Here is a 26,009-nt window from a genome sequence, read left to right as displayed (position 1 = left end):
GCCGTGGGCCCTCCCGCCCCGCCGGTGGCGACCTCGCACGGCAGCCACCGGCGGATCGGCCGGCGAGTCGTGGCCGTCCTCGCGATCACCCAGACCATCGGGTACGGCAGCCTGTACTACAGCTTCGCCGTCCTTCTGCACCCGATCGCCGCCGACCTGCACGTCTCGCCGGCCGCAGTCACCGGCGCGCTCACCACCGCCGTGCTGACCTGGGCGGCCATGGCCGTACCCGTCGGCCGGTGGCTCGACCGGCACGGCGGACGCGCGCTGATGACCGTCGGCTCGGTCGCCGGGGCCGGGCTGCTGGTGGCCTGGTCCCAGGTGCATGCACTGTGGCAGCTGTATCTGGTGTTCGCCGGGCTCGGCGCGGCCATGGCGATGGCGCTCTACGACGCGGCCACTGCCGTCATCGTGTCCTGGTTCGACACCGAGCGACGGGCACGCGCCCTGCTCACGATGATCGTGGTCGCCGGGTTCGCCAGCACCATCTTCATGCCGCTGACCGGGCTGCTCAACGACCGCTACGGCTGGCGCGCCACCCTGCTGCTGCTTGCCGCCGGCTACGCCGCGACCGCCGCGCCCCTGCACGCCGCCGCGGTCCGCCGGCCACCCCCGCGAAGTGCCGCAACGGCGCGGGCGGAACCGGAGCAACGGCGCGTCCTGGTTCGGGCAGCGACGCACGACAGCCGGTTCTGGTGGCTGGCCGTCGCGTTCGTCGCCCACGCCGCCGCGATGAGCACCATGACCGTCCACCTCGTCGGCTTCCTCACCGGTCACGGCCATCCCGCCACGTTCGCCGCGACCGTCGCCGGACTCCTCGGCGTCCTGTCGGTGACCGGGCGACTCGTCCTCACCGTCGCGGGTCGCCACCTGCGTCTGTCCACGGTGGTCGCCGTTGTCTTCGCCATTCAGGCGGTGGCCGCACTGTGCCTGCCGTGGGCGGCCGGGACCCGGCTCGGCGCGACCGTCGCGGTGGTCGGGTTCGGCATCGGCTTCGGCGTGGCCGGCCTCGCCAGTCCCGCCCTGGTGGCCGACCGCTACGGCACCGGCGCCTACGCCAGCATCGCCGGCACCCTGGCCGCCCCGGTCACTCTCGCCAAGGCCACCGCGCCGCTGGCCGCCGCCGCGCTCCACACCACCACCGGCAGCTACCGGCCGGTCCTCGCCACCGTCGGCGGCCTCTGCCTGCTGGCGGCGGTGGGCATCGTGGCCCGGGCGAACGCACCGTTGCCGGCCGCTCGGGCGCCCGGCTCGCCATGCCCCCGTAAGTCACATTAGCCCGCATAACAGACAGTGACTTGTTTCGATATCAAGTGCTCTCTATCCTCCGAGGAAAGCGCTTACCTGTGGCGAGTCCACCCACGCCACGCGCTCTCCACCCCCGAGGTGAAACGCTTATGAACAGGCCAACCGCTCTCCGATGGGCCGCCGGCGCCGCCACCACGGCCGCCGCGGCCGCTATCACGCTGATGCTCCCGATGACCTCCGCATCGGCCGCCGACAATCTGAGCCTCGGCGCCGGCGCCGACGGCTCCAGCAAGGCCGCCGGCACCAGCTACGGCAATGTCAAGGACGGCAGCACCAGCACGTACTGGTCGCCGGCCGGCACCACCGGCTACGTCTCGGTCAAGTGGAGCAGTGCGGTGACGGTGTCGAGCGCCGTCATCCGGCAGGCTTCCGGCGGCGGCTCGATCAGCGCCTGGCGACTGCTCAACTACGACACCGGCGCCGTCCTGGCCAGCGGCAGCGGCAGCCCGAGCACCATCTCCTTCGCCTCGACGTCGCTGAAGAAGCTCACGTTCGACATCACCGGCGCGTCCGCCGCGCCGCGGATCGCCGAGTTCGAGACGTACGCCGGTGGCAGCTCGATGCCGACCACGAGCCCGACGACCGGCCCGACCAGCGGGCCGACCACCGGGCCGACGGGCAGTCCCGGCGCGCCGACCGGCTCGTGGCCGTCCTCGGCCGGTTCCGTCCCGGTCTCCGGCACGATCTCGGTCTCCGGCACGTTCGACGGCGGCATGAAGACGTACTGCTGCATCGGTGACGGCTCGCAGAGCGAGTCCCAGGACCCGATGTTCGAGATCGCCAATGGCGGCACCCTGCAGAACGTCATCCTCGGCTCCCCCGCCGGCGACGGCGTGCACTGCCTGGGCACCTGCACCATCCGCAACGTGTGGTGGAACGACATCGGCGAGGACGCCGCGACCTTCCTGCAGACCAACGGCGGCACCAGCTACGTCATCGGCGGTGGCGCGAAGTCCGGCAGTGACAAGACGTTCCAGCACAACGGCAACGGCACCGTCAGCATCTCCGGCTTCTACCTCAACGGCGCCGGCAAGCTCTACCGCGCCTGCGGGAACTGCACGAACTCGTACCAGCGCCATGTCGTGGTCGACAACGTGCTGCTGCGGGGCGTCGACTATGTCGTCGGCATCAACACCAACTGGGGCGACACCGCCACCATCACCCGGGTACGGGTCAACTCCGGCGCCGTGGTCTGCGGCATGTACAAGGGCGTCGCCAAGGGCAGCGAGCCGACGTACCTGGGCGAGGGCTGGAACACCAGCAATTGCAAGGTCACCAAGAGCGACGTCACGTACCAGTAAGGCGGCGGATCCCTCCCTTCGGGGCGCCCACCATGAGGCGGGCGCCCCCCTCCGCCACTGCGCCACCATCGGGGGATTGATGATGCCGTTATGCACCTTCTACGGTGCTACGGGTCATCGACTCGAAGGATATGGATCTTGACCGGTGTGGCGTCCAAACCGTTTGTCCGTAAGGTACTGCTGCCGCTGGCGGCAACCTCGCTGGTCGGGGCGGTCAACGCTCCGCCACTGTGGTCGGCGGCGGTGCGGTGGCGCCACGAGCGTTTGATCAACAGCCGGTCCTACCAGGCAACGCACGGTTTCTGGCAGACGGTCGCGCTGCCCCGCGACGTACGGGTGAATGCCATCCACGCCGCGCTGCTGCCGACCGGCAAGATCCTGTTGATCGCCGGGTCCGGCAACGACCGCACGCAGTTCCAGGCCGGCACGTTCAAGACCCTGGTGTTCGACCCGGCCGGCGGCAGCACCCGGCTGGTGCCCACGCCGACCGACCTGTTCTGCAGCGGACACACGTTCCTGCCCGACGGCAAGTTGCTGGTGGCCGGCGGGACACTGCGCTACGAGGTGCTCGAGCGCGACGTCACGCATGCCGGCGGCACCATGACCGTCAAGAACGAGTCGCCCGACGGCCCCCGGTCCTTTCCCAAGGGCACCGTCTTCGTGGCGGCGAACGGCCTGCGCTATGTCACCGACGACGCGGTCACGGTGCCGGCGGCGACCAAGACGGTGACCCCTCCGGACGACGACGGTCCGGGGACGGTGACGGTCAAGGCCAGCAGCGCCGAGGTGTGGGTGGACGCGGCCGGGCCGGGCCGGCAGTACACCACCGACCGCCGTGGTCAGTACCGCATCGACGGCCTGACCGGGGCCGACGCCCACAACCTCTACGGGCTGGCCGACCGGATCACCATGGCTAAGCAGGAATACCAGGGGCGCAAGGAGACGTACGAGTTCAACCCCGTCACCGAGCGGTACGAGCGCGTCGCCGACATGCACGTGAAGCGCTGGTATCCGACGCTGGCCGGGCTGCCCGACGGCTCGGTGCTCGCCGCCTCCGGACTGGACGGGTCGGGACAGGTGGTGGACGGGGCGGCGAACGAGGTCTTCGACCCGGCGACCCGCACGTGGAAGGTTCGCAAGGACCTCAACCACTACTTCCCGACCTATCCGACGCTGTTGCAGACGGCCCGCCCGGGCGTGCTCTTCTACACCGGCTCGAACTCCGGGTACGGGCCGGCCGATCGCGGTCGTGACCCCGGCCTGTGGAACCTCACCGACAACAGCTTCCGCAAGGTGCCCGGCATCCGCGACCCCGACCAGCTGGAGACCAGCATGTCGGCGTGGGCCGGGCCGGTGCAGGACCAGCGGGTCATGGTGGTCGGCGGCGGTGGCGTCGGAGAGTCCCGGAAGTCCACCCGGCGCATCGACATCGTGGACCTCGGCACGACGGCACCCCGGTTCCGGCCCGGACCGGACCTGCCCGAGGGCACCCGGTACCCGAACCTGGTCACCCTGCCCGACGACACCACGCTGATCACCAACGGCGCCCGCGACTACCGTGGCCGTGGCGACAGCGACAACCACGTGGCCCGGATCTACCACCCGGACACCAACCGGCTCTCGGTGGCGGCGGACCCAGCGGTGGGCCGCAACTACCACAGCTCGGCCCTGCTGCTGCCGGACGGGCGGGTGATGACGGCCGGATCCGATCCGCTGTACGCCGACAAGAAGAACACCATCGCCGGCCGGTTCGAGCAACGCCTCGAGTTCTACACCCCGCCGTACCTCTTCCACGGTCCCCGACCGGCGATCACCGGCGGCCCGGCCGTGCTCGGCTACGGGACGAGCGCCACGTTCGGCACCTCGGCCCCGGCCGACATCGCGAGCGTCCGGCTGATCCGGCCCGGGGCCGCGACCCACATGCTGAACGTCGATCAGCGGTCGGTGGCGGTGGAGTTCCGCCGCGGCGCGGACGGCATCTCGATCACGGTGCCGGCCGAGCGCACGCTCCTGCCGCCCGGCGCGTACATGCTCTTCGTCGTCAACCGGGCCGGCGTTCCGTCGGTGGCCCGCTGGGTGCTGGTCTCCTGACCAGGTCCAGCGCGTACTGAGGCCACCATTTCCCGGCCGGCGGCTCGCCCGGCCGGCAGGCCCCGTCCGACTCGCCGGGATTCTTGATCCACAACAGCGCGTCGAGGCGGGGCCGGCCGGTGCTGGTGGTCGGCGCCGGCCCGAGCGCCCGGCCCGGCGGGTTGCACCAGCGCGGACCGCCGTCGATCGACGCGCCGTGCACCGGTCCGGCGCCGTTGCGACTGGTGTCGATGACGAAGTGAGCCCGCCCGCCGAGCTCGGCCGCGACCCGGTCGCCGAAGGTGATGTTGTCGGCGGTGGTGACGAAGTTGGCCACGTTCAGCGCGAAGCCGTCCGCCTGCCCGACGCCGGCCTCGCGCAGGGCGGCCGCCAGCCGGGTCGTGTCGGTGATCCAGCCCGGGTTGCCGGCGTCGAGGTAGACGAGCGCGGAGCCGGTGGCCTTGAGCACCGCGACGGCGTCGCGCAGCAGGGCATATCGCTGCGCGACGCCGTCGGCGCAACCGTCGACCATGTGCGGGACCGCATCCGGCTCCACGATCACCACCGCGGTCCGGTTCCCGATGCCGGCCGCGAACCCCCGGATCCACGCGCGGTACTCCGCGGCCGAGGCGGCGCCCCCGGCGCTGAAGCTGCCGCAGTCCCGGTGCGGGATGTTGTACGCCACCAGCACCGGCACCTGCCCGGCGGCCGCGGCGCGGCTCACCACCGCGTCCACCCGTTCCCGCACCGGGCCGGGACCGGCGGTCACCCAGATGGCGGCGGGCCGGCCGGCGATGGCGACCAGAGCCCGCGCGTCGGCGGTGCGTCCCTGCGCGATCCACTCCCGCACCTGGACGGCCGCGTCGCTTCCCGGATCGACGTAGAGCCCGCGGCCGGCCAGCGGTCCGCCGGTTGCGGACGCCGGCGCCGGGTGCGCGGCCGCGGCCGGCCCGGGGTCCGATGCGGTAGGTGCCCGATGTGGACCGTCGGCCCGGGCGAGCGTGGCCACCGCGGCCACGGCAGCGACGACGAGCGCCGCAGCGGCGAGCGGCCATGCCCGCCGGCGGGATCGCTTGCGCACGATCGAAAACCTCTCGGCCTGCTTGCGGAAGGACCTCGAGCTTACTGGAGATACCGTACGAGTGACCCGAATCGCCCGTACCCCCGCAAATGCTCTTGGATCTCCTCCCCGCGACGTGCCGAGGAGTGGATCGCCGACCTACTCTCGCGCGGTGTCGCTGCGCTCCGAGTCATCCGTCCCGGGTTCGTGGCAGAGGTTGGAGGAGTTCAGCCGTCTCGCCGGCCCCCTGACCGTCGTCCCGGGCGATCGGCCCTACCGGGTGGCCTACCGCAACCAGCGCAAGGTGGACGGCCGGCGGCGACACGCCAACGCCGTGCTGATCGCCCTGCTCAACGTGTGCGTCGAGGTGTTCTTCTGCGCCTGGCTGCTGCAGCCGGGCCACTTCGCACCCACCCACGTCGGACCGGTCGCCGACCTGGCCCGCGTCGCCAACATCGCCGTCATCGGCTTCATCGCGCTGGTCGAGCTGCTCCGCCTGATCAACGTGCTGTCACTGTCGCTGGCCTCGATCGCCGCCCGCGACCCGATCCCGGTCGTGCCCGACCCGGGCGTGCGGGCCGCCTTCCTCACCACGATCGTGCCGAGCAAGGAGCCGATCGACATCGTCCGGGCCACGCTGGAGGCGGCGACCCGCATCCGGCACGACGGCACTCTCGACATCTGGCTGCTGGACGAGGGCGACGACCCCGAGGTGCGGGCCCTCTGCGACCGGCTCGGCGTCCGCCACTTCACCCGGAAGGGCATCGAGAAGTACAACCAGCCGGCCGGCGCCTTCCGGGCGAAGACCAAGCACGGCAACTACAACGCCTGGCTCGACGCCCACGGCGACCGGTACGACGTCCTGCTGTCCGTCGACCCCGACCACGTGCCGCTGGCCAACTTCGCCGAGCGGATCCTGGGCTACTTCCGCGACCCCGACGTCGCGTACGCCGTCGGTCCGCAGTGCTACCGCAACAGCGAGGCCTTCGTGACCCGGGCGGCCGAGTCGCAGCAGTTCCCGTTCCACAGCGTCATCCAGCGTGCCGCCAACCGCTACGGCACGCCGATGCTGGTCGGCACCAACAACGCGATCCGCATCGAGGCCCTGCGGACCATCGGCGGGCTCAGCGACTCGATCACCGAGGACATGGCCACCGGTCTGCGGCTGCACACCACCCGCAACCCGGCTACCGGCAACCGCTGGAAGTCGGTCTACACCCCCGACGTGCTCTCGGCCGGCGAGGGACCGTCCAGCTGGAACGACTACTTCAGCCAGCAGCGCCGCTGGTCGCGCGGCACGTTCGAGATCCTCACCGGCGCGTACTGGCGGCGCTTCGTGAAGCTGTCGCCGGCCGCGATGCTGCACTACACGCTGATCACCACGTTCTACCCGTCGATGGCCATCGGCTGGCTGCTCGGCATCATCAACTCGGTCCTGTTCCTCGGCCTCGGCGTCACCGGCATGACCATCGCCGCCCGCACCTGGCTGGCGCTCTACACCGACGCCACCGCCTTCTCGCTGTGGCTCTACATCCACAACCGGCGCTACAACGTCAGCCCGTACGAGCCGCCGGACTCCTGGGGACTGACCGGCATGCTGATGTCGATCATCGCGGCGCCGCTCTACGCCGGCCAGTTGTGCAGCACGCTTCTGCGCCGCCCGGCCCGGTTCGTCGTCACGCCGAAGGGCGCGAGCAGCAGCCAGGACGGCCTCCGCACGTTCCGCAACCATCTCGGCTGGTGCGGCGTGCTCGCCGCCGCGATCGCCGTCTCCTTCGTGCGCCACTACGCCGGTCACGCCGCCCTGCTGTGGCCGTGCACCGGCCTGGCCGTGTGCCTGATCCCGATCGCCCTCTGGCGCGCCGCGCCGTGGCTGGCGCATCGGTCCCCCGCCGTGGACACCGGGGAAGCCCCTCCGCACACCGGCGCGGACGGCCGACCCCGCGCCGGTGACATCACCCGGGAGATTCCGAAAGCTCTTCTTCTCGAGCGGCTTCAGGAAGGCCGGCGGCGAGAATCGGAAGAACGCGCCGACGTCCCGGCCCAGCGCACCAACGCCGACGTGCCGGAAAACGAATTCGGCTCGCTTACCTGAGACCCCGGCCGCGGGGCAGCGCCGGCCGCAACGGCGATCGGTCAGTAGGGTATCGGCTGCCACCACTTGTTCTTGCCGACGGACTCGTCGCCCTCGATCTCCTTCGGCACGTTGCGCACCGTCAGGCCCGCCGCGGCCGCCTCGGCCAGGGTCTCGTCGTCCCAGGGATGCCGTCGCCACATGTCGCAGATGTACGTCCGGGTCTTCAGGTACTCCACGTAGCGCTCGTGGTGTGCGTCGTCGGTGCCCAGCGCGACGAACAGCGCCATCCGGTCGCCGGTCGACTTGGCCGGGATCCACCAGCGCGGGTATTTCCCGTCCATGGACGGCTCCGGGTCGATCCACCACGGGAACCGCAGCTTCGTCGCCGTGCCGCAGTGGCTGATCGCCATGCTCCACACGGCCAGGTCGCCGACGGCGGTGGCGACGTAGACGTTCTTGCCGGCCATCAGCTCGGTGGTCTGGTGGGAGCCGCGGCGCAGGTTGAGCCCGCCGCTGTGCCGGGTGTGGTCCTGCAGGTAGACGCCGAACCGCAGCATCGTGTACCGGCCCTGGGTCCAGTCCGGGGCCTTCGGGTCCTCGCGGTCGGTGTTGTCCTTGTGCCAGTTGTGCGAGCCCGAGTTGATCGTGTAGCTGCTGTCACCGGCGTAGACGATCTTGTCGGTCTCGAGGATCTTGCGTGCGACCGCGGCCATCCGGCCGTCGGTCAGCACGTCCTTGAGCTTGGGGTTCGACAGCAGATCGCCGTGCCAGCCCGCGGACTCCTTCGCCCGCCGGCGGAACGACTCGATCTCGTCCGCGGTGTACACCCCCTTGACGATCGTGTATCCATCGCGCCAGAAACCGGCCACGTCCACCTTGTAGTCCACGGCTATCCCTCGATTTGCTTTGGCTCCTCTTTCGCCTTGTCCCGCGAGAACTTACTCCCTCCGGCGGCCGGAGTGTGACCCCCGGCACAGGCGTCGCCGGTGCGGGTGCCCGCCGCCGGGGCTGCGGAGCCGGTCCGACTGCGTTCCTCGGCCGGGCCGTCGACCATCTCGCCCGGGAGCGGGGGATCCCGCAGTTCCTCGACATCGGGACCGGCCTGCCGACCGCCGACAACACCCATGAGGTCGCCCAGCGCGAGGCGGCCCGCACGCTGGACCTCGGTCAGCCGGTCGCGCTGGTGCTGATGGGCGTGCTCCATCACGCGGTCGACGAGACCAGCCCGGAGGTCGACGAGTTCGGCGGCGTGGCCGTGCGCGGATGATTCCCGCGGTCGCTGTCGGATCTCGAACGCAAGAAGCGCCACGGCATCACGCCGGCGGCACCATGCGACGGTGACTCCGCCGACCGACACGTCCCGCCTCACCGTCGCATGGTGGCGGCTGACCGAGCTGGCTGACGGCTTTCTCGTCACTCAGCTGCTCTATGCCGCAGCCGAACTGCGGCTGGCCGACGTGCTGGCGGACGGTTGCGCCGACGGCCCGGCTGTCGCGCGGGCGGTCGGCGCCGACCCGGACGCCGTCACCCGCATCCTGCGCGGGCTGTGCGCGGCGGGGGTGTTCGCCGAGACCGATTCCGGCCGGTTCTCGCTCGGCCCGCTCGGCGAGTATCTGCGCGACGGCGTGCCGGGATCGCAGCGGGGGCCGATCCTGGCGCGCGGCGCCCTCTACTATCCCGCCGCCGTGGGTCTGCTCGAAGCGGCTCGGACCGGCGGGAACGCCTTCGAGCAGACGTACGGTGAGTCGTTCTTCGACCATCTGCAGGGAAACGCGGCGCGCCGCCAGGTGTTCGAGGCGTCCATGGCCGGTCGCGCCCGGCACGAGGCCGAGGCCGTGGTGGCCGCCTACGACCTGAACGGCATCGGCCACCTGGTCGACGTCGGCGCCGGTTCCGGCCTGATGGCCCGGGCCGCGCTCCGCGCGGTTCCGTCGATGACCGCGACCCTTCTCGACCGGCCGGCGACCCTGGATCGCGCGCGGGCCGAGATGGCCGATGCGGATCTCACCGAGCGGTGCACCTTCGTGGCGGCGGACTTCTTCGCGTCGGTGCCCGGCGGCGGCGACGCCTACCTGCTGTCCCGGGTCCTGCACGACTGGCCCGACCAGGACGCCGTCCGGATCCTGCGGCGCTGCCGGGCGGCCATGCCGGCACACGCCCGCCTGCTGGTGGTCGACGCGGTCATGCCGGAACGGGCCCGGGACGTACCCGCCGCGATCCGGATGGATCTGCTGATGATGCTGCTGCTCGGGGGCCGCGAACGCAGGCGCGACGAGTTCGGCCTCCTGTTCGCGGCGTCCGGGTTCAGCCTGCGGCGGGTCGTCGCGACCGGCTCGCCCACCGGGTTGGCCGTCCTCGAGGTGTGGCCTGCCGGATAAGCAGCGCTGATGATGGCGCCTACCGGCGGGCCGTGGCCGCGGGCACCACGACGGTCGCCACCCCGGTCTTCAGGTCGTACGCCAGCCCGGTGACCCGGATCCGGGGCGACGCGTACGGAAAGGCAAGGATCTTCTCGACGTCGCCCGGTACGGTCGCGGCCGGATCGAGCACTGCCAGGTCCGCGAGCCCGGCCTCGTCGTAGCCGGTCCGCGCGGCGAAACCCCGGCGCAGCTCGTCGTCGGCGAGCAGGCCCGAGCCGCAGTCCGTGTGGTGCATCACCACCAGGTCGAACCACTCCGCCTCGGGCGTCTTGACCTCGTGCAAGTAGCTGATCCAGGCCAGGTCCTGCAGCACGGCCGGGGTGACCCGGCCACCCACGGTCCGGGCCACGATCGCGTCGCCGAGGTGGAGCCCGAACACCTGTGCCGGGTCCACCCGGGGATCGATGCAGGTGAGGATGTACGCCTGCTGGTGCGGAACGAACGGGATCGCGGGCTGGTGGTCCTTGACGTCGGTGGCGGCGAAGCGGGCGTTGTTGCGCAACAGCTCTTCGAAAGTGGTCATGAGCGAAGACTCGCTCGGCGGTCGCCGGCCGACCATGGGCAAGGCTGCCACCGCTCGCTAATCTTCTGCCGCCCGCCGGTGACCGCGGCGGTAGGCGGTCGGCGTGGTGCCGAGCTCGCGGCTCATGTGCAGCCTGAGGTTCGCGGCACTGCCGATCCCGCACCGGGCCGCGATGTCCTCGACCGTGAGCGAGGTCGCCTCCAGCAGGCGCTGAGCCTCCAGCAGCCGCTGCACGCCGAGCCAGCGCATCGGTGTCATGCCCATCGCGTCGCGGAACTGCCGGGCGAACGTCCGCGGCGCCATGCCGGCGTGCCGGGCCAGGTGACTCACGGTCAGTCCCCGGTGCATCTCCCGCACCGCCCAGTCACACACCGCGCCGAGGCCGTCCGGGTCGGGCAGCGGCCGGCGGGCGTACTGCGTCTGGCCGCCGGCGCGGTGCACCGCCACCACCATGCGGCGCGCGACCGCCGCGGCGGCGGCCGCGCCGTAGTCCAACCGCACCATGTGCAGGCACAGATCGATGCCGGCCGAGAGGCCCGCGCTGGTCAGAATCGTTCCGGAGTCGATGTAGAGGACATCCGGGTTCATCCGCACGCGGGGAAAGCGGGCCCGGAACGCATCGGCCTCGTCCCAGTGCGTGGTGGCCGCGCGGTCGTCCAGAAGGCCGGCGCTGGCCAGCGCGAACGCGCCGACGCATACCGACGCGAGACGCACGCCCCGCCCGGCCGCGCGCCGCAGTGCCTCGCGGGTCGCCGGGGGCGGATCCCGCAGCGGGCGGAATCCCGGAACGATGACCGTGTCCGCGTGGTCGAGCAGCTCCAGCCCGTGCCGTACGCCGATCGGGAAGCCGGTCGTCGACGGCACGTCGCCGGGCGTCTCGGCGCAGACCTGGAACGAGTAGCGCTCGGCCTCCGCCGGATGGCCGAAGATCTGCGCCGCGAGGGAGAGGTCGAAGGCGACGACGTCCGGCACGACCAGCGCCACGACCCGGTGCGGAACTGCCACGGCGTCAACAGTAGTCGGTTGACACATCAACCACTGTAAGGTGGCCAGGTGACGGAGCCGCGATGGTTGAACGAGCACGAGCAGCGAGCGTGGCGCGGCCTGATGACGATGGAGGAGGGTCTGGCGGCCTTCATCGATCGCCGCCTGCGCACCCGCTGCGGCCTCTCGCACGCCGACTACCAGGTGCTGGCGCACCTGTCGGAGGCCACCGGCGGGCGGCTGAGATCATTCGAGCTCGGCGACCTGCTGCACTGGGAGAAGAGCCGGCTGTCCCAGCACCTGTCCCGCATGCAGAAGCGTGGCCTGGTGACCCGGGAGCGCGCCGAGGCGGACCAGCGGGGCGCGGTCGTCGCCATCACTTCCGAAGGCCGCGAGCTCATCTCCACCGCCGCGCGGCAGCACGTCGAGGACGCCCGCGAGGCGGTCATCGACCAGCTCACCCCGGCCGAGCTCCGTACGCTCACCGCGATCGCCGACAAGGTGCGCCACCGCCTCGCGGCGCTGGAAGGTGACGCCGGAACCTGAGCGGCGCACCTCACACCCAATCTGGTTGATGTGTTAACCATCCCGGGCCTAGGCTTTGGTTAACACATCAACCAGATTGGGGTTGCCATGACCACGCACCGGCTCGACCGCCTCGACGAGAGCGCGCGACGCACGCTGTTCACCGGCGCCCGTACGGCCAACACCTTCGCGGAGACGCCGGTGACCGACGCGGAGCTGACCGAGATCTGGGAGCTGGCCCGGTGGGCGCCGACCTCGGCCAACTCGCAGCCGCTGCGGGTGCTCTACGTGCGCCCCGGCGAGGGCCGTGACCGGCTCGTGAAGCACATGAACGAGGGCAACCGGGCCAAGACCGCCTCCGCCCCGGCGGTTGCCGTGCTGGCCCTGGACACTCGTTTCCACGAGCACATCCCGGCGGTCCTGCCGTACAAGCCCGAGCTGAAGGACGTCTTCGCCGGCAACGACGCCCTGCGGGCCGAAACGGCCGCGTTCAACGCCACCCTCCAGGCCGGCTACTTCATTCTCGCCGTGCGCGCCCTCGGGCTGGCGGCCGGGCCGATGGGCGGGTTCGACGCCGGCGGCATCGACGCCGAGTTCTTCCCGGACGGCCGGTTCCGCTCCATCCTGGTGGTCAACATCGGCCATCCCGGCAAGGACCCGTGGTTCGCCCGCCTCCCCCGGCTGCACCACGACGACGTCGTGCAGTGGGCCTGAGGAAACCGCAGGGTCACGGGCCAAGGGCGGCGCCGATGGCCGTGGCCGCGGCGACCAGCTCCTCGTCGGGGCGGTTGGGCAGCACGTCCTCCCAGAGCGGCAGCATCATGCCCTCGGCGTCGAGCATGCCGAGCGGCCGCGGCAGGAACCAGACGTGGAAGTGCGCCCCGCCGTCGCCCCACCGGTACAGGTGGACCCGCGCGAAGCTCCCCCACCCGAGAATCGCGCGTTCCACCCGGGCCGCGACCGGTCCGAAGGTGACGGCGACCCGGTCCGGCAGGTCGGCGAACGAGTCCACGTGCACCCGGCTGGCCAGCCAGACGGTGCCGGGCAGGCTGCTTCCGGCCGGCGGGTGCAACGTCCAGTTCTCGTCCGACCAGATCGGAGACCGGCTCCTCCCGGTGCAGATCATGCAGGGTGGGCCGCCGGGCTCACCGCGTCGTGGCGGCTCGGGCACGACCGGCTCGGCCGGCGCCAGCACGGTCAGCGGCTCTTCGTAGGGCAGTCGCATCGTGGCTCCTCAGTCGGCGTGGACGCCCTCGGCGACCCATTCGCGGGGGTCACCGAAGTGCAGATCGTTGATTCCGGCCGCCGCGAGGCCTCCGAGGACGAGCGTCCGGCGATAGGCCGCGAAGGTCAAAACATGAGCGATCAAGCCGCCGTACGTGTAAACCTTCGCCGGCGTGTCCTGCAGGCTGACGAACGTGTCGCCGAGCCGGCCGTCCGCGGCTGTGCGCCGCACCTGCTCGAGGAACGCGGGACCGGCCTGCTCCAGGCGGCGGCGCATGCCGGACAGGGTCTCCCCGTTCTCGACCGCCCAGTCGTAGCTCTGCAGGGCGATGGCCCGGTTCCACATGTCCATCTGCCCGACCAGCCGCGACAGCAGCGACCGCAGCGTCGGGTCGTCGTCGACGTCGGCGTTCGCCGTCGCGAGCGGTCGATCCAGCACCGCGTCGTCGAGCCGGGTGGCCCGCTCGATCATCTCCCCGACCAGCCATACGTGATGCTCGACCATCCGAATCACCAGATCCATCGACTCGACCTTTCGCCAGGACGGCAGCCGGAGATCCGCCGGCGGGTGGAAGTGCACCCCGTTCGGCGTGTCCAGCAGCACCGTCGTCGGTTCGCGCCGCCACTCCCGTGGGGCGGCGCCGTAGGCGTGAGCGAACGCGCGGGTGAACGCCTCGTGCGAGCCGTAGCCGGCCTCGACCGCCACGTCGAGAACCCGGGCGTCCGGGTCGAGCAGCCGGAAGGCGGCCCGCTCGAGCAGCAGCCGGCGGCGGAAGCGGGCCGGCGTCTCGCCGGCGGCCCCCGCCACCAGCCGGTCGAAGTGCGACCGGGACAGATGCAGCTTCGCCGCGAGGTCCGGGCTCTGCAGCCCGTGCTCATCGAAGGCCTCGGCCAGGCAGGAGACGAATCTCGCGAAGGTGTCCGACGTGCTCACCTGGTCGAGCCTGCCAGGACGCGGCCGCGCTCACTTGACCGTTTTCACCCAGCCGGGCCTCAGCGCTCGCCGGTCAGCCGGATCATGCTCCAGGACCGGGGCGGCAACGTGGCGGTCGCGCGCCCGCCGTCGACCTTGAGGTCCTCGAGCGGGCGCGGCGCGACCCGGTCCGGCCGTTCGGCGGTGTTGGCCGCGTCGGGGTCGCTGTCGTAGACGGCCGTGTGCTTGCCGATCGTCAGGCCGGGGCAGGCCCGCAGGTCCAGGTCGAGGGTGAGGGCCTGCCGCTGGTCCCGGTTCACGGCGAACAGGGTGACCTCGCCGGACTCCTCGTCCCGGAGGGCGACCGCGGAGAGGACGGGGACTTCGCCCTGAGCCGCGGTCTCGTGGGTGGGCGCCACGGCGTCGGTCCGCAGCACCGTGCCCCGGCCGTGCCGGGAGGTCAGCGCGAACGGGTGGAAGGTGGCCTGCCGCCACGCCGGGCCGCCCGGCTCCGAACGGATCGGCGCGATGACGTTGACCAGCTGGGCGAGACAGCCGATCTTCACCCGGTCGGCGTGGCGCAGCAGCGTGATGAGCAGGTCGCCGACCACGACCGCGTCGGTCACCGAGTAGGTGTCCTCGATCAGGCGCGGCGCCTCCGCCCAGTCCAGGCTCTCCTCACCGGCGAAGCGGCTCTGGTACCAGACGTTCCACTCGTCGACGGCCAGGTTGATGTGCTTGCGGTGGCCGTTCTTGGCGCGTACGTGGTCACAGGTCGCCACCACCGCGTCGATGAAGTGGCCGAGGTCCACCGCCCGGGCCAGGAAGCTGTCCCGGTCGTCGCCGTCCGGCTCGTAGTAGCTGTGCAGGGAGACGTAGTCGACCAGGTCGTAGGTCTCGGCCAGGACCGTCGCCTCCCAGTCGCCGAACGTGGGCATCTGCCGGTAGGAGCTTCCGCACGCCGACAACTCGATCGCCGGGTCGACGCGGCGCATCGCCTTGGCGGTCTCGGCGGCCAGGCGCGCGTACTCGTACGCGGTCTTGTGGCCGATCTGCCAGGGACCGTCCATCTCGTTGCCCAGGCACCACAGCCGTACGCCGTGCGGCTCGGGTGATCCGTTGGCCCGCCGCCGATCGGACCAGTAGGTGCCGGACGGGTGGTTGCAGTACTCGACCAGGTCGCGCGCGGCGTCCAGCCCCCGGGTGCCGAGGTTGACCGCCATCATCGGCGCGCTGCCCACCTCCTGGCACCAGTGCAGGAAGTCGTCCACGCCGACCTGGTTGGTCTCGATCGAGCGCCACGCCAGGTCGAGCCGGCGCGGCCGCTGCTCGCGCGGGCCGATGCCGTCCTCCCATTGGTAGGCGGAGACGAAGTTCCCGCCGGGGTATCGCACGAGCGGCACGCCGAGCTCACGGACCAGCTCGGCCACGTCCTGCCGGAATCCGGCCTCGTCGGCTCGCGGGTGACCGGGCTCGTAGATCCCGGTGTACACGCACCGGCCCAGGTGCTCCACGAAGGAGCCGTAGAGCCGCGGGTCCACCGCGGACAGCCGGAGGGCGGGGTCGACGGCGATCGACGCGCGATTCATGAGCTCACCCCTTGAGGCCGGTGCCGGCGATGCCCTCGACGATGCGGCGCTGGAAGAACAGGAAGATCAGCACGAGCGGCAACGCGCCGAGGATCGCGGACGCCATGGTGTCCGCGTACCGGATGCCATAGCTGCCCTGGACGGTGGCCAGGCCGACCGGGATGGTCATGAGCTTGGGGTTCGACAGCACCAGCAGCGGCCAGAGCAGGTTGTTCCAGCTCCACACGAAGGTGAAGATGGCCACCGCGGAGACCACCGGCCGGCTCAGGGGCAGGACGATGCGCCAGTACGTGCGGAAGAACCCGGCGCCGTCGACGCGGGCCGCCTCGTCGAGGTCGCGGGGCAGGCCGTCGAAGAACTGCTTGAAGATGAACACCGCGATGGCGGCCGGGATCTGCGGCAGGATCACCGCCCAGTACGTGTTCAGCAGGTGCAGCGCGCTGAACTCCCGGAACTGCGGCACGATCAGCGCCTGGTGCGGGATCATGATGCCGATCAGGATGAACCAGAACACCACCCACCGGTACTTGAAGCGCATCCGGGACAGCGCGAACGCGGCCATGCTGGCGACCAGCACGGTGCCGGCCGCGGTGGCCAGCGAGGTGATGAAGCTCGACGCGTACCAGTTCCAGATGTCGCCCTGGGCGAAGATCGTGCGGAACGAGTCCAGCGTGGGATTGTCGATCCACCACGTGGACTTGGTGGTCTCGGCGTTGGGCTTGAGCGCGGTGTCGACCGCCCACAGGATGGGCACGAGCCAGATCAGCGCGAAGGCGATCAGCACTCCGATGCAGACACCGTTGAACAACTTCAGCCGGCGGTCGACCGAGGCCTGGGTCACTTCCGTACGCGTACCCCTGCGCGCCTCGGTGTCGGTGGCGAGCGTGGTCATGTCACAACCCCTGTTCCTGGCGGCGGGTGAGGAACACCCACACGGCGGACACGGCGAGCACCAGGATGAAGAACAGCGTCGACACCGCGGCGGCGTAGCCGGTGCGGAAGTTGGTGAAGCCCATGTCGTACACGTATTCGAGGGCGGGGCGGGTGGCGAAGTTGGGCCCGCCGCTGGTCATGATGTAGGGCTGATCGAAGATCTTCAGCGACGCGATGATCTGCAGGACGATCACCAGTGACGTGGTGCGGCTGAGCATCGGGATGGTGATCCGGCGGATCTGCTGCCACGGGCTCGCACCGTCCATCGAGGCGGCCTCGTACAGGTCCCGGGGGATGTCCTGCAGGCCGGCGAGGTACAGCACGAAGTTGAAGCCGAGCGTCCACCACACCGTGGCGAGGGCCAGCGACCACATCGCCAGGTTCGGATCGCCCAGCCAGTTCGGCTCGTCGAAGCCGAGACTCGTCACGACCTTGCCGAGCAGGCCGAGCTCCGGCGTGTACAGCCAGATCCAGATCAGCGCCATGACGGCCGACGGCAGGATGTACGGCAGGAAGAACGCCAGCCGGAAGAACCATCGCCCCCGGCTGGCCCGGTCGGCGAGCAACGCGAAGACGAAGGCCAGCACGACCAGCGGCGGCACGGTGAGGACGGTGAACCAGATCGTGTGCCACATCGAGGCCCAGAAGTCGGGGCTGGTCAGCGCCTCGCCGTAGTTGCCGAGCCCGGCGAACGCGCCCAGCCCCGGCTTGGTGAGGCTGGTCTCGAAGAAGCTCATCACCACCATGTAGATCGACGGTCCGATGATGAACAGCAGATACAGCACGAGAAACGGGGTCAGGAACAGCCAGGCGGGCTTGGCGTGCCCGTGTTCGGTCACGCGGCTGGTGTCGGGGTCGACCGGACGGACCGGCCGGTCCTCGGCGGTCTCGTAGTCGGCGGTGATGGTCACGGGGCGTACCTCCTCAGACCGGTGACGCGGTGCTCGCGAGCGCGGAGAGCTTGGACCGGATCTGGGCGATCGCGGCGTCCGGCGACAACTGGCCGGCTTCGACGGCGCCGATGGCCGAGCCCATCACGATCTCGAAGTTCGAGCCGGAGCCGGAGTACCAGCCGGGCGGGTCGTACACCGCGGCGTCGGCGGCCGCCGCGTAGTTCGACTGAGGAACGAGCTTCTTGAACGCGTCGCTCCGCGCGACCGGCTGCCAGGCCGGGATGTGACCGCCCTGCGCCCAGGTCATGCTCTGGTCGAGCATCGACTTGATGAAGCCCAGGGACAGATCGAGCTGCCCGGCGGCGTCGGCGGCGCCACGCGGGATGATCAGCGTGTGCGAGTCGGCCTGGACCGCGTACGTGCCACCGAAGACGTTGGGCACCAGCGTCATGCCGAACGGCATCTTCGCGGTCTGGAAGGTGCTGATCTCCCACTCGCCGTTGAGGTGGAACCCGGACGCCCCGTTCGCGAACAACGCGATCGCGCCCTGGTAGTCGATGCTGCCCGGCATCAGCTTCTTCTCGACGGTGAGCGTACGCATGAAGGTGAGCACGCGGGTGGCCTTGGCATCGTCGAGCACGACCTTGGTGCCCTCGTCCGCGAGGACCTGGCCGCCGAGCTGCGAGTAGAGGGTCTGGAAGAACCGCCAGGGGGTCGCCGTGTCGGCGTTGATCCCGTGGGTCGCGCCGTACTGCCCGGTCACCTTCTGGACCTTGGCCAGCGCCTCGGTGAAGGCATCGGGTCCCCGGATCGGCGCCAGGTTGCCGCCCGAGTCCAGCAGGCCGGCCTCGCCACAGATCTTGGTGTTGTAGAACAGCACGAACGGGTGCGTGTCGATCGGGATCGCATAGGCCTTGCCGTCGACCAGGCCGGCGTTCCAGGCGCGCTCGTTGAACATCGCGGCCGTCATGCCGTGCCGGGCGAGGTCCTCCGGCTTGAGCTCCTCCAGCAGGCCGGCGGCCTGCAGCGTCTTCATCCGGGTCAGGTGCGAGACCGCCACGTTCGGCGGCTTCCGGCCCACGGTGGCCAGGGTGAGCTTGGTGTAGTACGGGTTGCCCCAGGCCAGCGTGACGGCCTGCAGGGGCGTGCCGGGGTTGGCCTGGCGGTAGGCGTCCTCCATCTGCTGCATGCGGACGCCGTCGCCGCCACCGAAGAGGTTCCAGTACTCGACGGTGCCGGGATCGAGCCGGGTGCCGGCGATCCCGGCGCCCACCGGCGAGGAGCAGGCGGCCAGGGAAGCCGCACCGAGGCCGGCGAACGCACCTTTGAGGATCGTACGGCGTGACACTGCTCCGCTCATGAGCTCCGTCCTCTCATCGCCCCGCGTCCTGCCCGAGACACCGCCGGATCGTCGCGACCAGCTCGTCCCATCCGGCGAAGCGCTGGCCGTCGTGGGTGGTGGCGTCGAGGACCTCGCCCTGCAGGACGGCGCCCCGGCGGTCCAGCACGATCCTGAGCACCAGCGCGACCACCCGCCGATCGGCGAGCGCATCGGAGGGTCGGTGATCGTTCAAGGCCACCTGGACGGTCTACGCCCCGGCCGTGAGAAGTGACTGAGGTTTGACTGAGGTCATACCGCGGGCCGGCCGCTTCGCAGCGCCGCGAACAGGTCGTCGGTCGCCTGCTCGGGGGCGGCCTGGAACTCGCGGCGCAGGATGTCGCGGCACAGCAGGTACTGCTTCATCGCCTGGGCGCGCTGGCCCAGGCGGGCGTGGCAGCGCATGACGGCGCGGTGCGCGTCCTCGCGGCAGGGGTCGGCCTGCAACAGGCGGTGGGCGTACCGGAGCGCCGTCCCGTTGTCGCCCGAGTCGTAGTGGTAGTCGGTGAGGTGGGCGAGCGCTCCCAGGTACTGCGCCCGCAACCGCTCCCGCTCGATCACCACGTCGAGGCTCGTCCCGCCGGGACAGAGATCGCCACGGTAGAGGCGCAGTCCCTCCTCGAAGGCGGCGGCGGCGCCGGCTCGGTCGCCCGTCCGCAGCCGGCGCGAGCCGAGTTCCGTACAGCTGTCGAAGCGCAGGGTGTCGACGTCGATGCCGGCCGAGAGGTTCAGCTGGTACCCGTCATCGGTGCGGACCAATGGCGGGCGGCCGGCCAGCGCGTCGCCGACCAGCCGCCGCAGCCCATGCACCAGCGTGTTCAACGACTGGCTCGCGTGCTCCAGGTCCATCCCCGGCCACAGGGTCTCGACCAGGGCGTCCCGCGTGGCCTGCTGGTGCTGGTGCAGCGCCAGCGCCGACAGCAGCACCTTGATCTTGCCGCCGTGGCGCAGCGGTATCCGCTCGCCCTGTTTGAACACCTGGAACTGACCGAGGAGACAGATCAGTATGGTCGGGGAGTTGCCGGCCGAGCCGGGGACCAGCCAGGTGGACGCTCCACTTGTCATGGTCGGTCCCACTGGAGTCAGACCTGGTTCAACGTTGAACCGGGCAGTTAAGGTCATGATTGTGTCCCGCCGGCCTCGTTGGCAAGAGACCTCCATATGACGAGAAAGGAGCGCGGCCGATGCGCGTGACGCTGAGGGACGTGGCGCTCCGGGCCGGGGTCTCGGCGAAGACCGTCTCGAACGTCGTCAACGGCACCGGGCGCTTCAGCCCCGAGGTGCGCGCCCGCGTCGAGTCGGCGGTGGCCGCCCTGAACTACGTGCCGAACTTCTCGGCGCGCGGGCTGCGCAACGGTCGCACCGGCCTGATCTGCCTGGCGTTGCCTAATCTGAGCACCCCGTACTCGGCGGAGCTGATCCGCGAGTTCGCCCTCGCCGCCGCCCGGCGCGATCTCGGTGTGCAGATCGAGGAGACCGGTTTCGACAACTATGAGCGGGAGCGCCACCTGCTGTCGCGGGCCCGGCGGCACCTGATCGACGGGTTGATCATGAGCCCGGTGCTCCTCACCAGCGCCGCGCTCGAGCCGACCCCGGTCACCCCGCCGATGGTGTTCCTCGGCGAGGTGCACCAGGACACCACCGACCACGTGTGGGTCGACAACGTCGCGGCCAGCCGGGAGGTGGTCGAGCACCTCATCGGCCTCGGACATCGCCGGATCGCGATGCTCGGCCGGTTCCGGTCGGAGAGCGCGCGCCTGCGCCGGAAGGGGTATCGGCAGGCGCTGGCGGCCGCGGGCATCGCACCCTCGGCCGGCCTCGAGATACCCAACCCGACCTGGACGACCGCCGCCGCCGCGACGGCGCTCGACCACTACCTCGACCACGCGCCGCTGCCCGACGCGATCTTCTGCCTGACCGACTCGCAGGCACTCGGCGCGCTCAACACCCTGTGGCGCCGCGGCATCCGGGTGCCCGATGACGTCTCGGTCGCCGGCTACGACGACATCACCGACGGGCGTTATGCCGTGCCGCCGCTGACCACCGTCGGCATCGACAAGGCCCGGGTGGCCGAGACGGCGATCGACCTGCTGATCGATCGGATCGCGGAACCCCGGCGGCAACCGCGCCGGGTCACCATCCCGTACGCGATATTGCCCCGGCAGAGCAGCGGGCCGCCGCCGGATCGGCGCTCGCCGCCAGATCGGCGCTAGCCGCCGACCTTCACGCGCGGGCGGGCACCGCCGAGCTGGTAGCCCCGGCGGATCCGCCGCCGGCGGAACCACATCCGGAGCACCAGTCCGATCATCTCGAGACCGAGCTTGACCGTCTTGCCGAAGTCGCCGGTCACCGACGAGACGCCGACCCGCTGCTGGTAGTTGACCGGGACCTGGACCAGCTTGGTCCGCATGATGACGGCCAGCAGCAGCATCTCGAGGCCGTACGCGGACCCGTCCAGCCGGGACTTGTCGAGGATCATGTCCGCCTGCTCGCGGCTCATGATCCGGAAGGTGCAGCCGACGTCGCTCAGGTACGAGGTGTTGTACAGCACCTCGACCAGCTTGGCCACGGCCCAGTTGCCCCACTGGAGGAACCAGCCCATGTTGGCGCCGTCCCAGACGAAGTTGGAGACCGTGCGGGAGCCGATCACGTAGTCGCACTCGGGCAGGAACGCGAGCAGCTTGTGCAGGTCGGCCGGCTTGAAGGTGCCGTCCGGCTCACAGACCGCGATGAGGTCGGTGTTCGCCTCGCGCAGCCCTCGCTTGATCGCCGCGCCGTAGCCCTGCCGGGTCTCGATGACCTCTCGCGCCACGGTCTTGGCGACCTCTTCGGACGTCCCCTCGGCGGCGTTGTTGTTGACCACGATGATCTCGTCGACGAGTCCCAGGGCCGCGAACTGGTTGACGACCTCGGCGATGCTGTCCTTCTCGTTGTACGTGGGGAGTACGACCGACAGCGACCTGCCGTTCCACATCGGGTGTTACCTCCGTCGGGGTGTCGGATGAGGGGGTTGACTGACTAGCGTGCCGCGACGAGCAGCATCTGGCCGGCGAGCGGCTTGACCGGCGACCGCAGGTACCACGGGACGAGGAACGTCAGCTTGGACCCGCGCGACTTCATGGTCAGCGGCAGGAACCGCGGCATCACCTTCTCGACGGTGAAGCCCTCGGAGACCAGATAGTCGTGCAGGGACTGGTCGGTGAAGATCGAGACGTGGGTGAAGTCGTCGAAGTACCGGCCCGGGTTCAGCCGGAAGTTCGGCTGCAGGAGCATCAGCCGGCCACCCGGGCGCAGCACCCGGCGGGCCTCGCCGAGCAGCCGGGACGCGTCCGGGCGGACCAGGTGCTCCAGCAGGTTCGAGGCGAAGACGACGTCGAAGCTGCCGTCCTCGAAAGCGCTCAGATCCGTGCAGTCACCGACCACGGGAGTCACATGGCTCGCCGCCGCGCGCTCGACCGTCGCGTCCAGATCCATCGCCACCACGCGCCGCGCCCGCACGTGGTTGGCGAAGTCGCACCACCCGGCTCCGAGCTCGAGGACATCGGCGTCCGGAGCGATCCAGCGCGACAGGTACTCACAGAGGTGTTTCCACACCTTTGACCGGTTCTCGTCGTGGGAGAGCCTGGTCTCGAAGTAGCTGTTGATGTAGACGCCGGCGTCGGCGCGGTCGTCGCCCTCGTGTCCGGTTCGCACCGGAATGGCGGGAGACTTGGGGTCGGTGTGCGGCACGAGCACGAACACTAGCGCCTCGTCATCCAGTTTAGGAGGGCAACCCAGGTGGCAGATCTTGACGGAGCGGGTATCGATCGCCCGTCACGCGCTGCCTATACTCCGTCCCGACCGAGCCGGCCCGAGGTAGGAGCGTGTGTGGCACAGCCCAAGGCTGACACCGAGCCGTCGACGACACCCGTGACGCCGGTACCCGCCGCCCCCAAGAAGACGGCGTCCTCCCCCATCCCGCGAGCCCTGGGCGCCGCCGTCGCGGTGCTGCTGGTCGCCGGGCTGCTGGCGTGCGCGGTGGTGGGCGAGATGCCGGTGCCGCACGTCCTGCTGGCGACCCTCGTCGTGCTCGGGACGCAGGTGCTGCCGGGCGCGCTGGCCTGGCGGGCGGCGCGGCCCCGGGAGGGCTGGCTCCTCGAGGACCTGGCGATGGGCTTCGCGGTCGGGTCGGTCTTCGCCATCGGGGCTCAGGTCGTGGCCGGGCTCACCGCCCAGCGGTGGATCGCCTTCAGCCCGCTCGCCGTCGCGGCGGTCCTCGTTCTGCTGCCCGGGACGCGTAACCGGCTGCGCACGGCGCAGACCCGTCCGCTGCCGTGGTGGTGTGCGCCCTCGGTCGCCCTGGTGGCCCTGGTCACGCTGCCGCAGCTGCGCTCCTACTTCCACGCCGTGCCGCTGCGCTGGGAGTCCGGCGCACGGCCGATCGACGTCGACTCGTACCTTCATCTGGCGCTCGCCGGTCAGCTCGCCCACCGCGGGCCCACCACCTTCCCCTGGGTCCAGAGCGAGTCCCTGGCCTACCACTGGTTCAGCCACGCCTGGGTGGCGCAGATCTCGGTCGCCTCCGGGATCCCGCTCGACGAGGTGCTGTTCCGGTTCATGGCCGTCCTCATGCCGATCGTGGTGGTGTTCGCGATCGCGACGGCGGCCGTACGGCTGACCGGCCGCGCCTGGGCCGGGCCGGTCTCGGCGCTGCTGGCCTTCGTCGGCGGCGACCTGAACGTGCTCGGCAAGATCTCGAACGGGACCCCGGTCGCGCCGCTGTCGCCCAGCCTCGGGCTCGCGATCCCCATGGTGGTGGCCGCCGCCGCCGTCCTCGCCCTGCGGTGGAACAGATCGATGTCCCGCGGTGGTGGCCTGCTGCTGCTCGTCGTCCTCTGCCTCGGCGCGTCCGGCACGAAGGGGTCGACGCTCCCGCTTCTGGTTGCCGGGCTCGGCCTGGCCCTGGCCGCGATGCTCCTCTTCAACCGGTCCCGCTTCCTGCCGGTCGCCGGCGACCTGGCCGTGGTGGTCGGCTGCCTGATCTTCGCGCTCATCGTCGTGTTCCACGGCTCGGGCGCCGGCCTGCACCTCAGCCCGTCGGACGCGGCCGACCAGATTCCCGCGGCGAAGTGGCTGGGCAAACCGGACACCACGGTTCACATGGCGCTGATCCTGGCGATCGGCGCGGCCGGGGTCCTCGCCCGCGGCGCCGGGGCCGCGGTTCTGCCCTTCGGCCGCACCACGCGCCGCAGCCCCACCCCGTGGCTGTTCATCGGTGGGGGCATAGCGGGCGGCGCGGCGGTCGCCCTGTTCGCCCATCCCGGTGCGAGCCAGTGGTATTTCGCCCGCACCGCCATTCCGCTGCTCGTCCTCGGCTCGGCGTTGGGCCTGGCCGCCCTGGTGAGCGTGCTCGGGCCGGGGCGGTTCGCGCGGGCCCTGCTCGTCGGCGTCCCGGCCGGTGTCGCGCTCGTCTGGCTCGGGCCCGCCCTGGTGGGATCCCTGCAGCCGGGCGAGTGGAGCGCGGCCGAGTCCATGATCGCCGTCGGTCTCGGCGTGCTGGCCGTCGCCGGCGCCGCCGGCGCGGCGCTGACCCGGGGACGGGTGAACCGGGTCCGGCTGGCCGGCGCCGCGATGGTGCTGACCGTGCTGGCCGGCGGCGTGCTGTCGTCGGCCTGGAACGTCGTCCTGTTCCCGCCCGGGCAGACGCCGGTCTCGCAGATCAGGCAGGCCACGTCGGCCGCGCCCCTGGCGGCCGTGCCGGTCACCGCCCACCTGGCGACCAGCCGCGGGCAGATCGACGCGGCCCGGTGGATCCGCGACCACTCCGGCGTCCGCGACCTGGTCATGACCAACCGCCACTGCACGACGCCGATGGCGCCGGTCCACTGCGACAGCCGCCGCTGGACGGTGGCGGCCTTCAGCGAGCGGCAGGTCCTGGTCGAGGGCTGGACCGCCACGCCGAAGTCGGCGGAGCTCGGGCCCGAGGGCCGGGACTCCATCACCGTCGACTACTGGAAGCCGGACCTGCTGCGCCTGAACGACGGCTTCATCGCGTCTCCCACCGAGGGCGCCGCTCAGGAGCTGCGGCGGCTCGGCGTACGGTGGATCTTCGTCGATCACACCCGGCCGTACGCGCCGACGCTCGAGCCGTATGCGACGCTTCGATACCAGAGTCCAGGCGTGGACGTCTACGAATTCACGGGGTAATGGAGGACCGAGGGTGGCCCTGATCCGCCGCTGGCTCGACGGGCTGCGCCGGCACAGCCTGCGCCTGACCAAGTACGGCCTGGTCGGGATCGCCGGCTTCGTCGTCGACGTGGGCGGTTTCAACCTGCTCCGGTTCGCCGGCGGGCACGGCCCGCTCTACGACATGCCGCTGGCCGCGAAGGCGATCTCCACCGCGATGGGTGTCGTCGTGGCCTGGCTCGGTCACCGCTACTGGACGTTCCGGGAGAACCGGCGCTTCGCCGTTCACCGCGAGTTCGTCGGGTTCGTCGTGGTGTCGCTGATCGGGCTCGGCATCTCGCTGGTGCCGCTGGCGATCTCGCACCACGCCCTGGGACTGCGCAGCGCGCTGGCCGACAACATCTCCGCCAACATCATCGGCCTGGGCCTGGCGACCGCCTTCCGCTACTGGGCCATGCACACCCGGGTGTTCACCGAGGTGCGCCCCACCGCACCGGAGACCGTCGGCACGCGGCCGCTCTAGGGCGGGTATCAAGGCCGCATCGGCGCAATCTGGCACCATTCATTCGACCGTTGCCCTGTGTCCCGCGGGCGGCCGACACTGGTGTGAGCTATTCCTTTTCCGATCGTTCAGCACGTACTCGCC

General features: G+C 70.8%; 24 protein-coding genes and 1 pseudogene. 11 read left to right on the top strand and 14 right to left on the bottom strand.

What is annotated here, in order from left to right:
* Positions 1-3: 3 nt before the first annotated feature.
* The 3 genes from ACQP2F_RS17015 to ACQP2F_RS17005 all read left to right on the top strand — a co-directional run bounded on the left by ACQP2F_RS17015 (position 4) and on the right by ACQP2F_RS17005 (position 4,700).
* Positions 4-1,278 carry an MFS transporter gene (locus ACQP2F_RS17015; RefSeq protein WP_433305047.1) on the top strand — a complete coding sequence of 425 codons (1,275 nt, stop codon included), beginning with the start codon at positions 4-6 and terminating at the stop codon, positions 1,276-1,278.
* Between the two features lie 119 nt (positions 1,279-1,397).
* Positions 1,398-2,609: a pectate lyase gene (locus ACQP2F_RS17010; RefSeq protein WP_433305045.1), complete on the top strand. Its 1,212-nt coding sequence runs from the start codon at positions 1,398-1,400 to the stop codon at positions 2,607-2,609.
* Positions 2,610-2,756: 147 nt separating this feature from the next.
* Positions 2,757-4,700, top strand: coding sequence for a galactose oxidase-like domain-containing protein (locus tag ACQP2F_RS17005; protein ID WP_433305043.1), 1,944 nt, complete (start codon positions 2,757-2,759; stop codon positions 4,698-4,700).
* On the opposite strand, the gene ACQP2F_RS17000 is transcribed toward ACQP2F_RS17005, so the two are convergent.
* The gene (locus ACQP2F_RS17000) at positions 4,651-5,760 is read right to left on the bottom strand and encodes a glycoside hydrolase family 6 protein (RefSeq protein WP_433305041.1); all 1,110 of its coding nucleotides are present in this window, start codon (positions 5,758-5,760) and stop codon (positions 4,651-4,653) included. The two genes, ACQP2F_RS17005 and ACQP2F_RS17000, sit on opposite strands and share 50 nt — an antisense overlap.
* 151 nt (positions 5,761-5,911) lie before the next feature.
* Here ACQP2F_RS17000 and ACQP2F_RS16995 point away from each other — a divergent pair, with 151 nt between their 5' ends.
* Positions 5,912-7,834: a glycosyltransferase family 2 protein gene (locus ACQP2F_RS16995; RefSeq protein WP_433305039.1), complete on the top strand. Its 1,923-nt coding sequence runs from the start codon at positions 5,912-5,914 to the stop codon at positions 7,832-7,834.
* A gap of 41 nt (positions 7,835-7,875) precedes the next feature.
* Here the strand turns inward: ACQP2F_RS16995 and ACQP2F_RS16990 are convergent, their stop codons facing one another.
* Complete coding sequence (locus ACQP2F_RS16990) at positions 7,876-8,703, bottom strand: hypothetical protein (RefSeq protein WP_433305037.1); 828 nt, start codon at positions 8,701-8,703, stop codon at positions 7,876-7,878.
* 140 nt (positions 8,704-8,843) lie between these two features.
* On the opposite strand from ACQP2F_RS16990, the pseudogene ACQP2F_RS16985 reads away from it, so the two are divergent.
* Together ACQP2F_RS16985 and ACQP2F_RS16980 are read left to right on the top strand one after the other, a co-directional pair.
* Positions 8,844-8,954 (top strand): annotated as a pseudogene (locus tag ACQP2F_RS16985) (SAM-dependent methyltransferase); the annotation flags it as partial.
* Positions 8,955-9,153: 199 nt separating this feature from the next.
* On the top strand, positions 9,154-10,194 hold the full coding sequence (locus ACQP2F_RS16980; protein WP_433305035.1) for a methyltransferase: 1,041 nt from the start codon (positions 9,154-9,156) through the stop codon (positions 10,192-10,194).
* 19 nt (positions 10,195-10,213) lie between these two features.
* Here the strand turns inward: ACQP2F_RS16980 and ACQP2F_RS16975 are convergent, their stop codons facing one another.
* Both ACQP2F_RS16975 and ACQP2F_RS16970 read right to left on the bottom strand, forming a co-directional pair.
* Positions 10,214-10,759 (bottom strand): carbonic anhydrase, encoded by a 546-nt coding sequence (locus ACQP2F_RS16975; protein ID WP_433305033.1) that lies wholly within the window; start codon positions 10,757-10,759, stop codon positions 10,214-10,216.
* A gap of 57 nt (positions 10,760-10,816) precedes the next feature.
* Positions 10,817-11,764, bottom strand: coding sequence for a GlxA family transcriptional regulator (locus ACQP2F_RS16970; RefSeq protein ID WP_433305031.1), 948 nt, complete (start codon positions 11,762-11,764; stop codon positions 10,817-10,819).
* Positions 11,765-11,812: 48 nt separating this feature from the next.
* On the opposite strand from ACQP2F_RS16970, the gene ACQP2F_RS16965 reads away from it, so the two are divergent.
* Entirely contained in the window at positions 11,813-12,289 is a 477-nt protein-coding gene (locus ACQP2F_RS16965) for a MarR family winged helix-turn-helix transcriptional regulator (protein ID WP_433305029.1), read from the top strand.
* An 87-nt stretch (positions 12,290-12,376) separates the two neighbouring features.
* Complete coding sequence (locus ACQP2F_RS16960) at positions 12,377-12,982, top strand: malonic semialdehyde reductase (protein ID WP_433305027.1); 606 nt, start codon at positions 12,377-12,379, stop codon at positions 12,980-12,982.
* A 13-nt stretch (positions 12,983-12,995) separates the two neighbouring features.
* Here ACQP2F_RS16960 and ACQP2F_RS16955 read toward each other — a convergent pair whose 3' ends face one another.
* From ACQP2F_RS16955 to ACQP2F_RS16920, 8 genes are read right to left on the bottom strand one after another with little or no spacing between them, the layout of a single operon-like run.
* Positions 12,996-13,493, bottom strand: a complete 498-nt coding sequence (locus ACQP2F_RS16955) for a hypothetical protein (RefSeq protein WP_433305025.1) — start codon at positions 13,491-13,493, stop codon at positions 12,996-12,998.
* 9 nt (positions 13,494-13,502) lie between these two features.
* Positions 13,503-14,426: a helix-turn-helix domain-containing protein gene (locus ACQP2F_RS16950; protein WP_433305023.1), complete on the bottom strand. Its 924-nt coding sequence runs from the start codon at positions 14,424-14,426 to the stop codon at positions 13,503-13,505.
* A gap of 59 nt (positions 14,427-14,485) precedes the next feature.
* Positions 14,486-15,994 carry an alpha-N-arabinofuranosidase gene (locus ACQP2F_RS16945; RefSeq protein WP_433305021.1) on the bottom strand — a complete coding sequence of 503 codons (1,509 nt, stop codon included), beginning with the start codon at positions 15,992-15,994 and terminating at the stop codon, positions 14,486-14,488.
* A 4-nt stretch (positions 15,995-15,998) separates the two neighbouring features.
* Entirely contained in the window at positions 15,999-16,886 is an 888-nt protein-coding gene (locus ACQP2F_RS16940) for a carbohydrate ABC transporter permease (RefSeq protein WP_433305019.1), read from the bottom strand.
* 1 nt (position 16,887) lies between these two features.
* Entirely contained in the window at positions 16,888-17,838 is a 951-nt protein-coding gene (locus tag ACQP2F_RS16935) for a carbohydrate ABC transporter permease (RefSeq protein ID WP_433305017.1), read from the bottom strand.
* A gap of 13 nt (positions 17,839-17,851) precedes the next feature.
* A complete protein-coding gene (locus tag ACQP2F_RS16930) occupies positions 17,852-19,180 on the bottom strand; it encodes an extracellular solute-binding protein (protein ID WP_433305015.1) in 1,329 nt (442 codons plus the stop codon).
* A 13-nt stretch (positions 19,181-19,193) separates the two neighbouring features.
* Complete coding sequence (locus tag ACQP2F_RS16925) at positions 19,194-19,400, bottom strand: hypothetical protein (protein WP_433305013.1); 207 nt, start codon at positions 19,398-19,400, stop codon at positions 19,194-19,196.
* 50 nt (positions 19,401-19,450) lie between these two features.
* Entirely contained in the window at positions 19,451-20,263 is an 813-nt protein-coding gene (locus ACQP2F_RS16920; protein WP_433305011.1) for an AfsR/SARP family transcriptional regulator, read from the bottom strand.
* Between the two features lie 119 nt (positions 20,264-20,382).
* Between ACQP2F_RS16920 and ACQP2F_RS16915 the strand changes: the two genes are divergently transcribed.
* Positions 20,383-21,411 carry a LacI family DNA-binding transcriptional regulator gene (locus tag ACQP2F_RS16915; RefSeq protein ID WP_433305009.1) on the top strand — a complete coding sequence of 343 codons (1,029 nt, stop codon included), beginning with the start codon at positions 20,383-20,385 and terminating at the stop codon, positions 21,409-21,411.
* On the opposite strand, the gene ACQP2F_RS16910 is transcribed toward ACQP2F_RS16915, so the two are convergent.
* Together ACQP2F_RS16910 and ACQP2F_RS16905 are read right to left on the bottom strand one after the other, a co-directional pair.
* Positions 21,408-22,172, bottom strand: a complete 765-nt coding sequence (locus tag ACQP2F_RS16910) for a glycosyltransferase family 2 protein (RefSeq protein WP_433305007.1) — start codon at positions 22,170-22,172, stop codon at positions 21,408-21,410. The genes ACQP2F_RS16915 and ACQP2F_RS16910 overlap by 4 nt on opposite strands.
* A 44-nt stretch (positions 22,173-22,216) precedes the next feature.
* Positions 22,217-22,939 carry a class I SAM-dependent methyltransferase gene (locus tag ACQP2F_RS16905; RefSeq protein ID WP_433305005.1) on the bottom strand — a complete coding sequence of 241 codons (723 nt, stop codon included), beginning with the start codon at positions 22,937-22,939 and terminating at the stop codon, positions 22,217-22,219.
* Between the two features lie 126 nt (positions 22,940-23,065).
* Between ACQP2F_RS16905 and ACQP2F_RS16900 the strand changes: the two genes are divergently transcribed.
* Positions 23,066-25,384, top strand: coding sequence for a hypothetical protein (locus ACQP2F_RS16900; RefSeq protein ID WP_433305003.1), 2,319 nt, complete (start codon positions 23,066-23,068; stop codon positions 25,382-25,384).
* Positions 25,385-25,397: 13 nt separating this feature from the next.
* Entirely contained in the window at positions 25,398-25,886 is a 489-nt protein-coding gene (locus tag ACQP2F_RS16895; protein WP_433305001.1) for a GtrA family protein, read from the top strand.
* The last annotated feature ends 123 nt before the right edge of the window (positions 25,887-26,009 follow it).

It is taken from the genome of Actinoplanes sp. CA-030573, from assembly GCF_050951115.1.
Lineage (GTDB): Bacteria > Actinomycetota > Actinomycetes > Mycobacteriales > Micromonosporaceae > Actinoplanes.
This window is presented reverse-complemented; position numbering and strand designations above follow the sequence as displayed.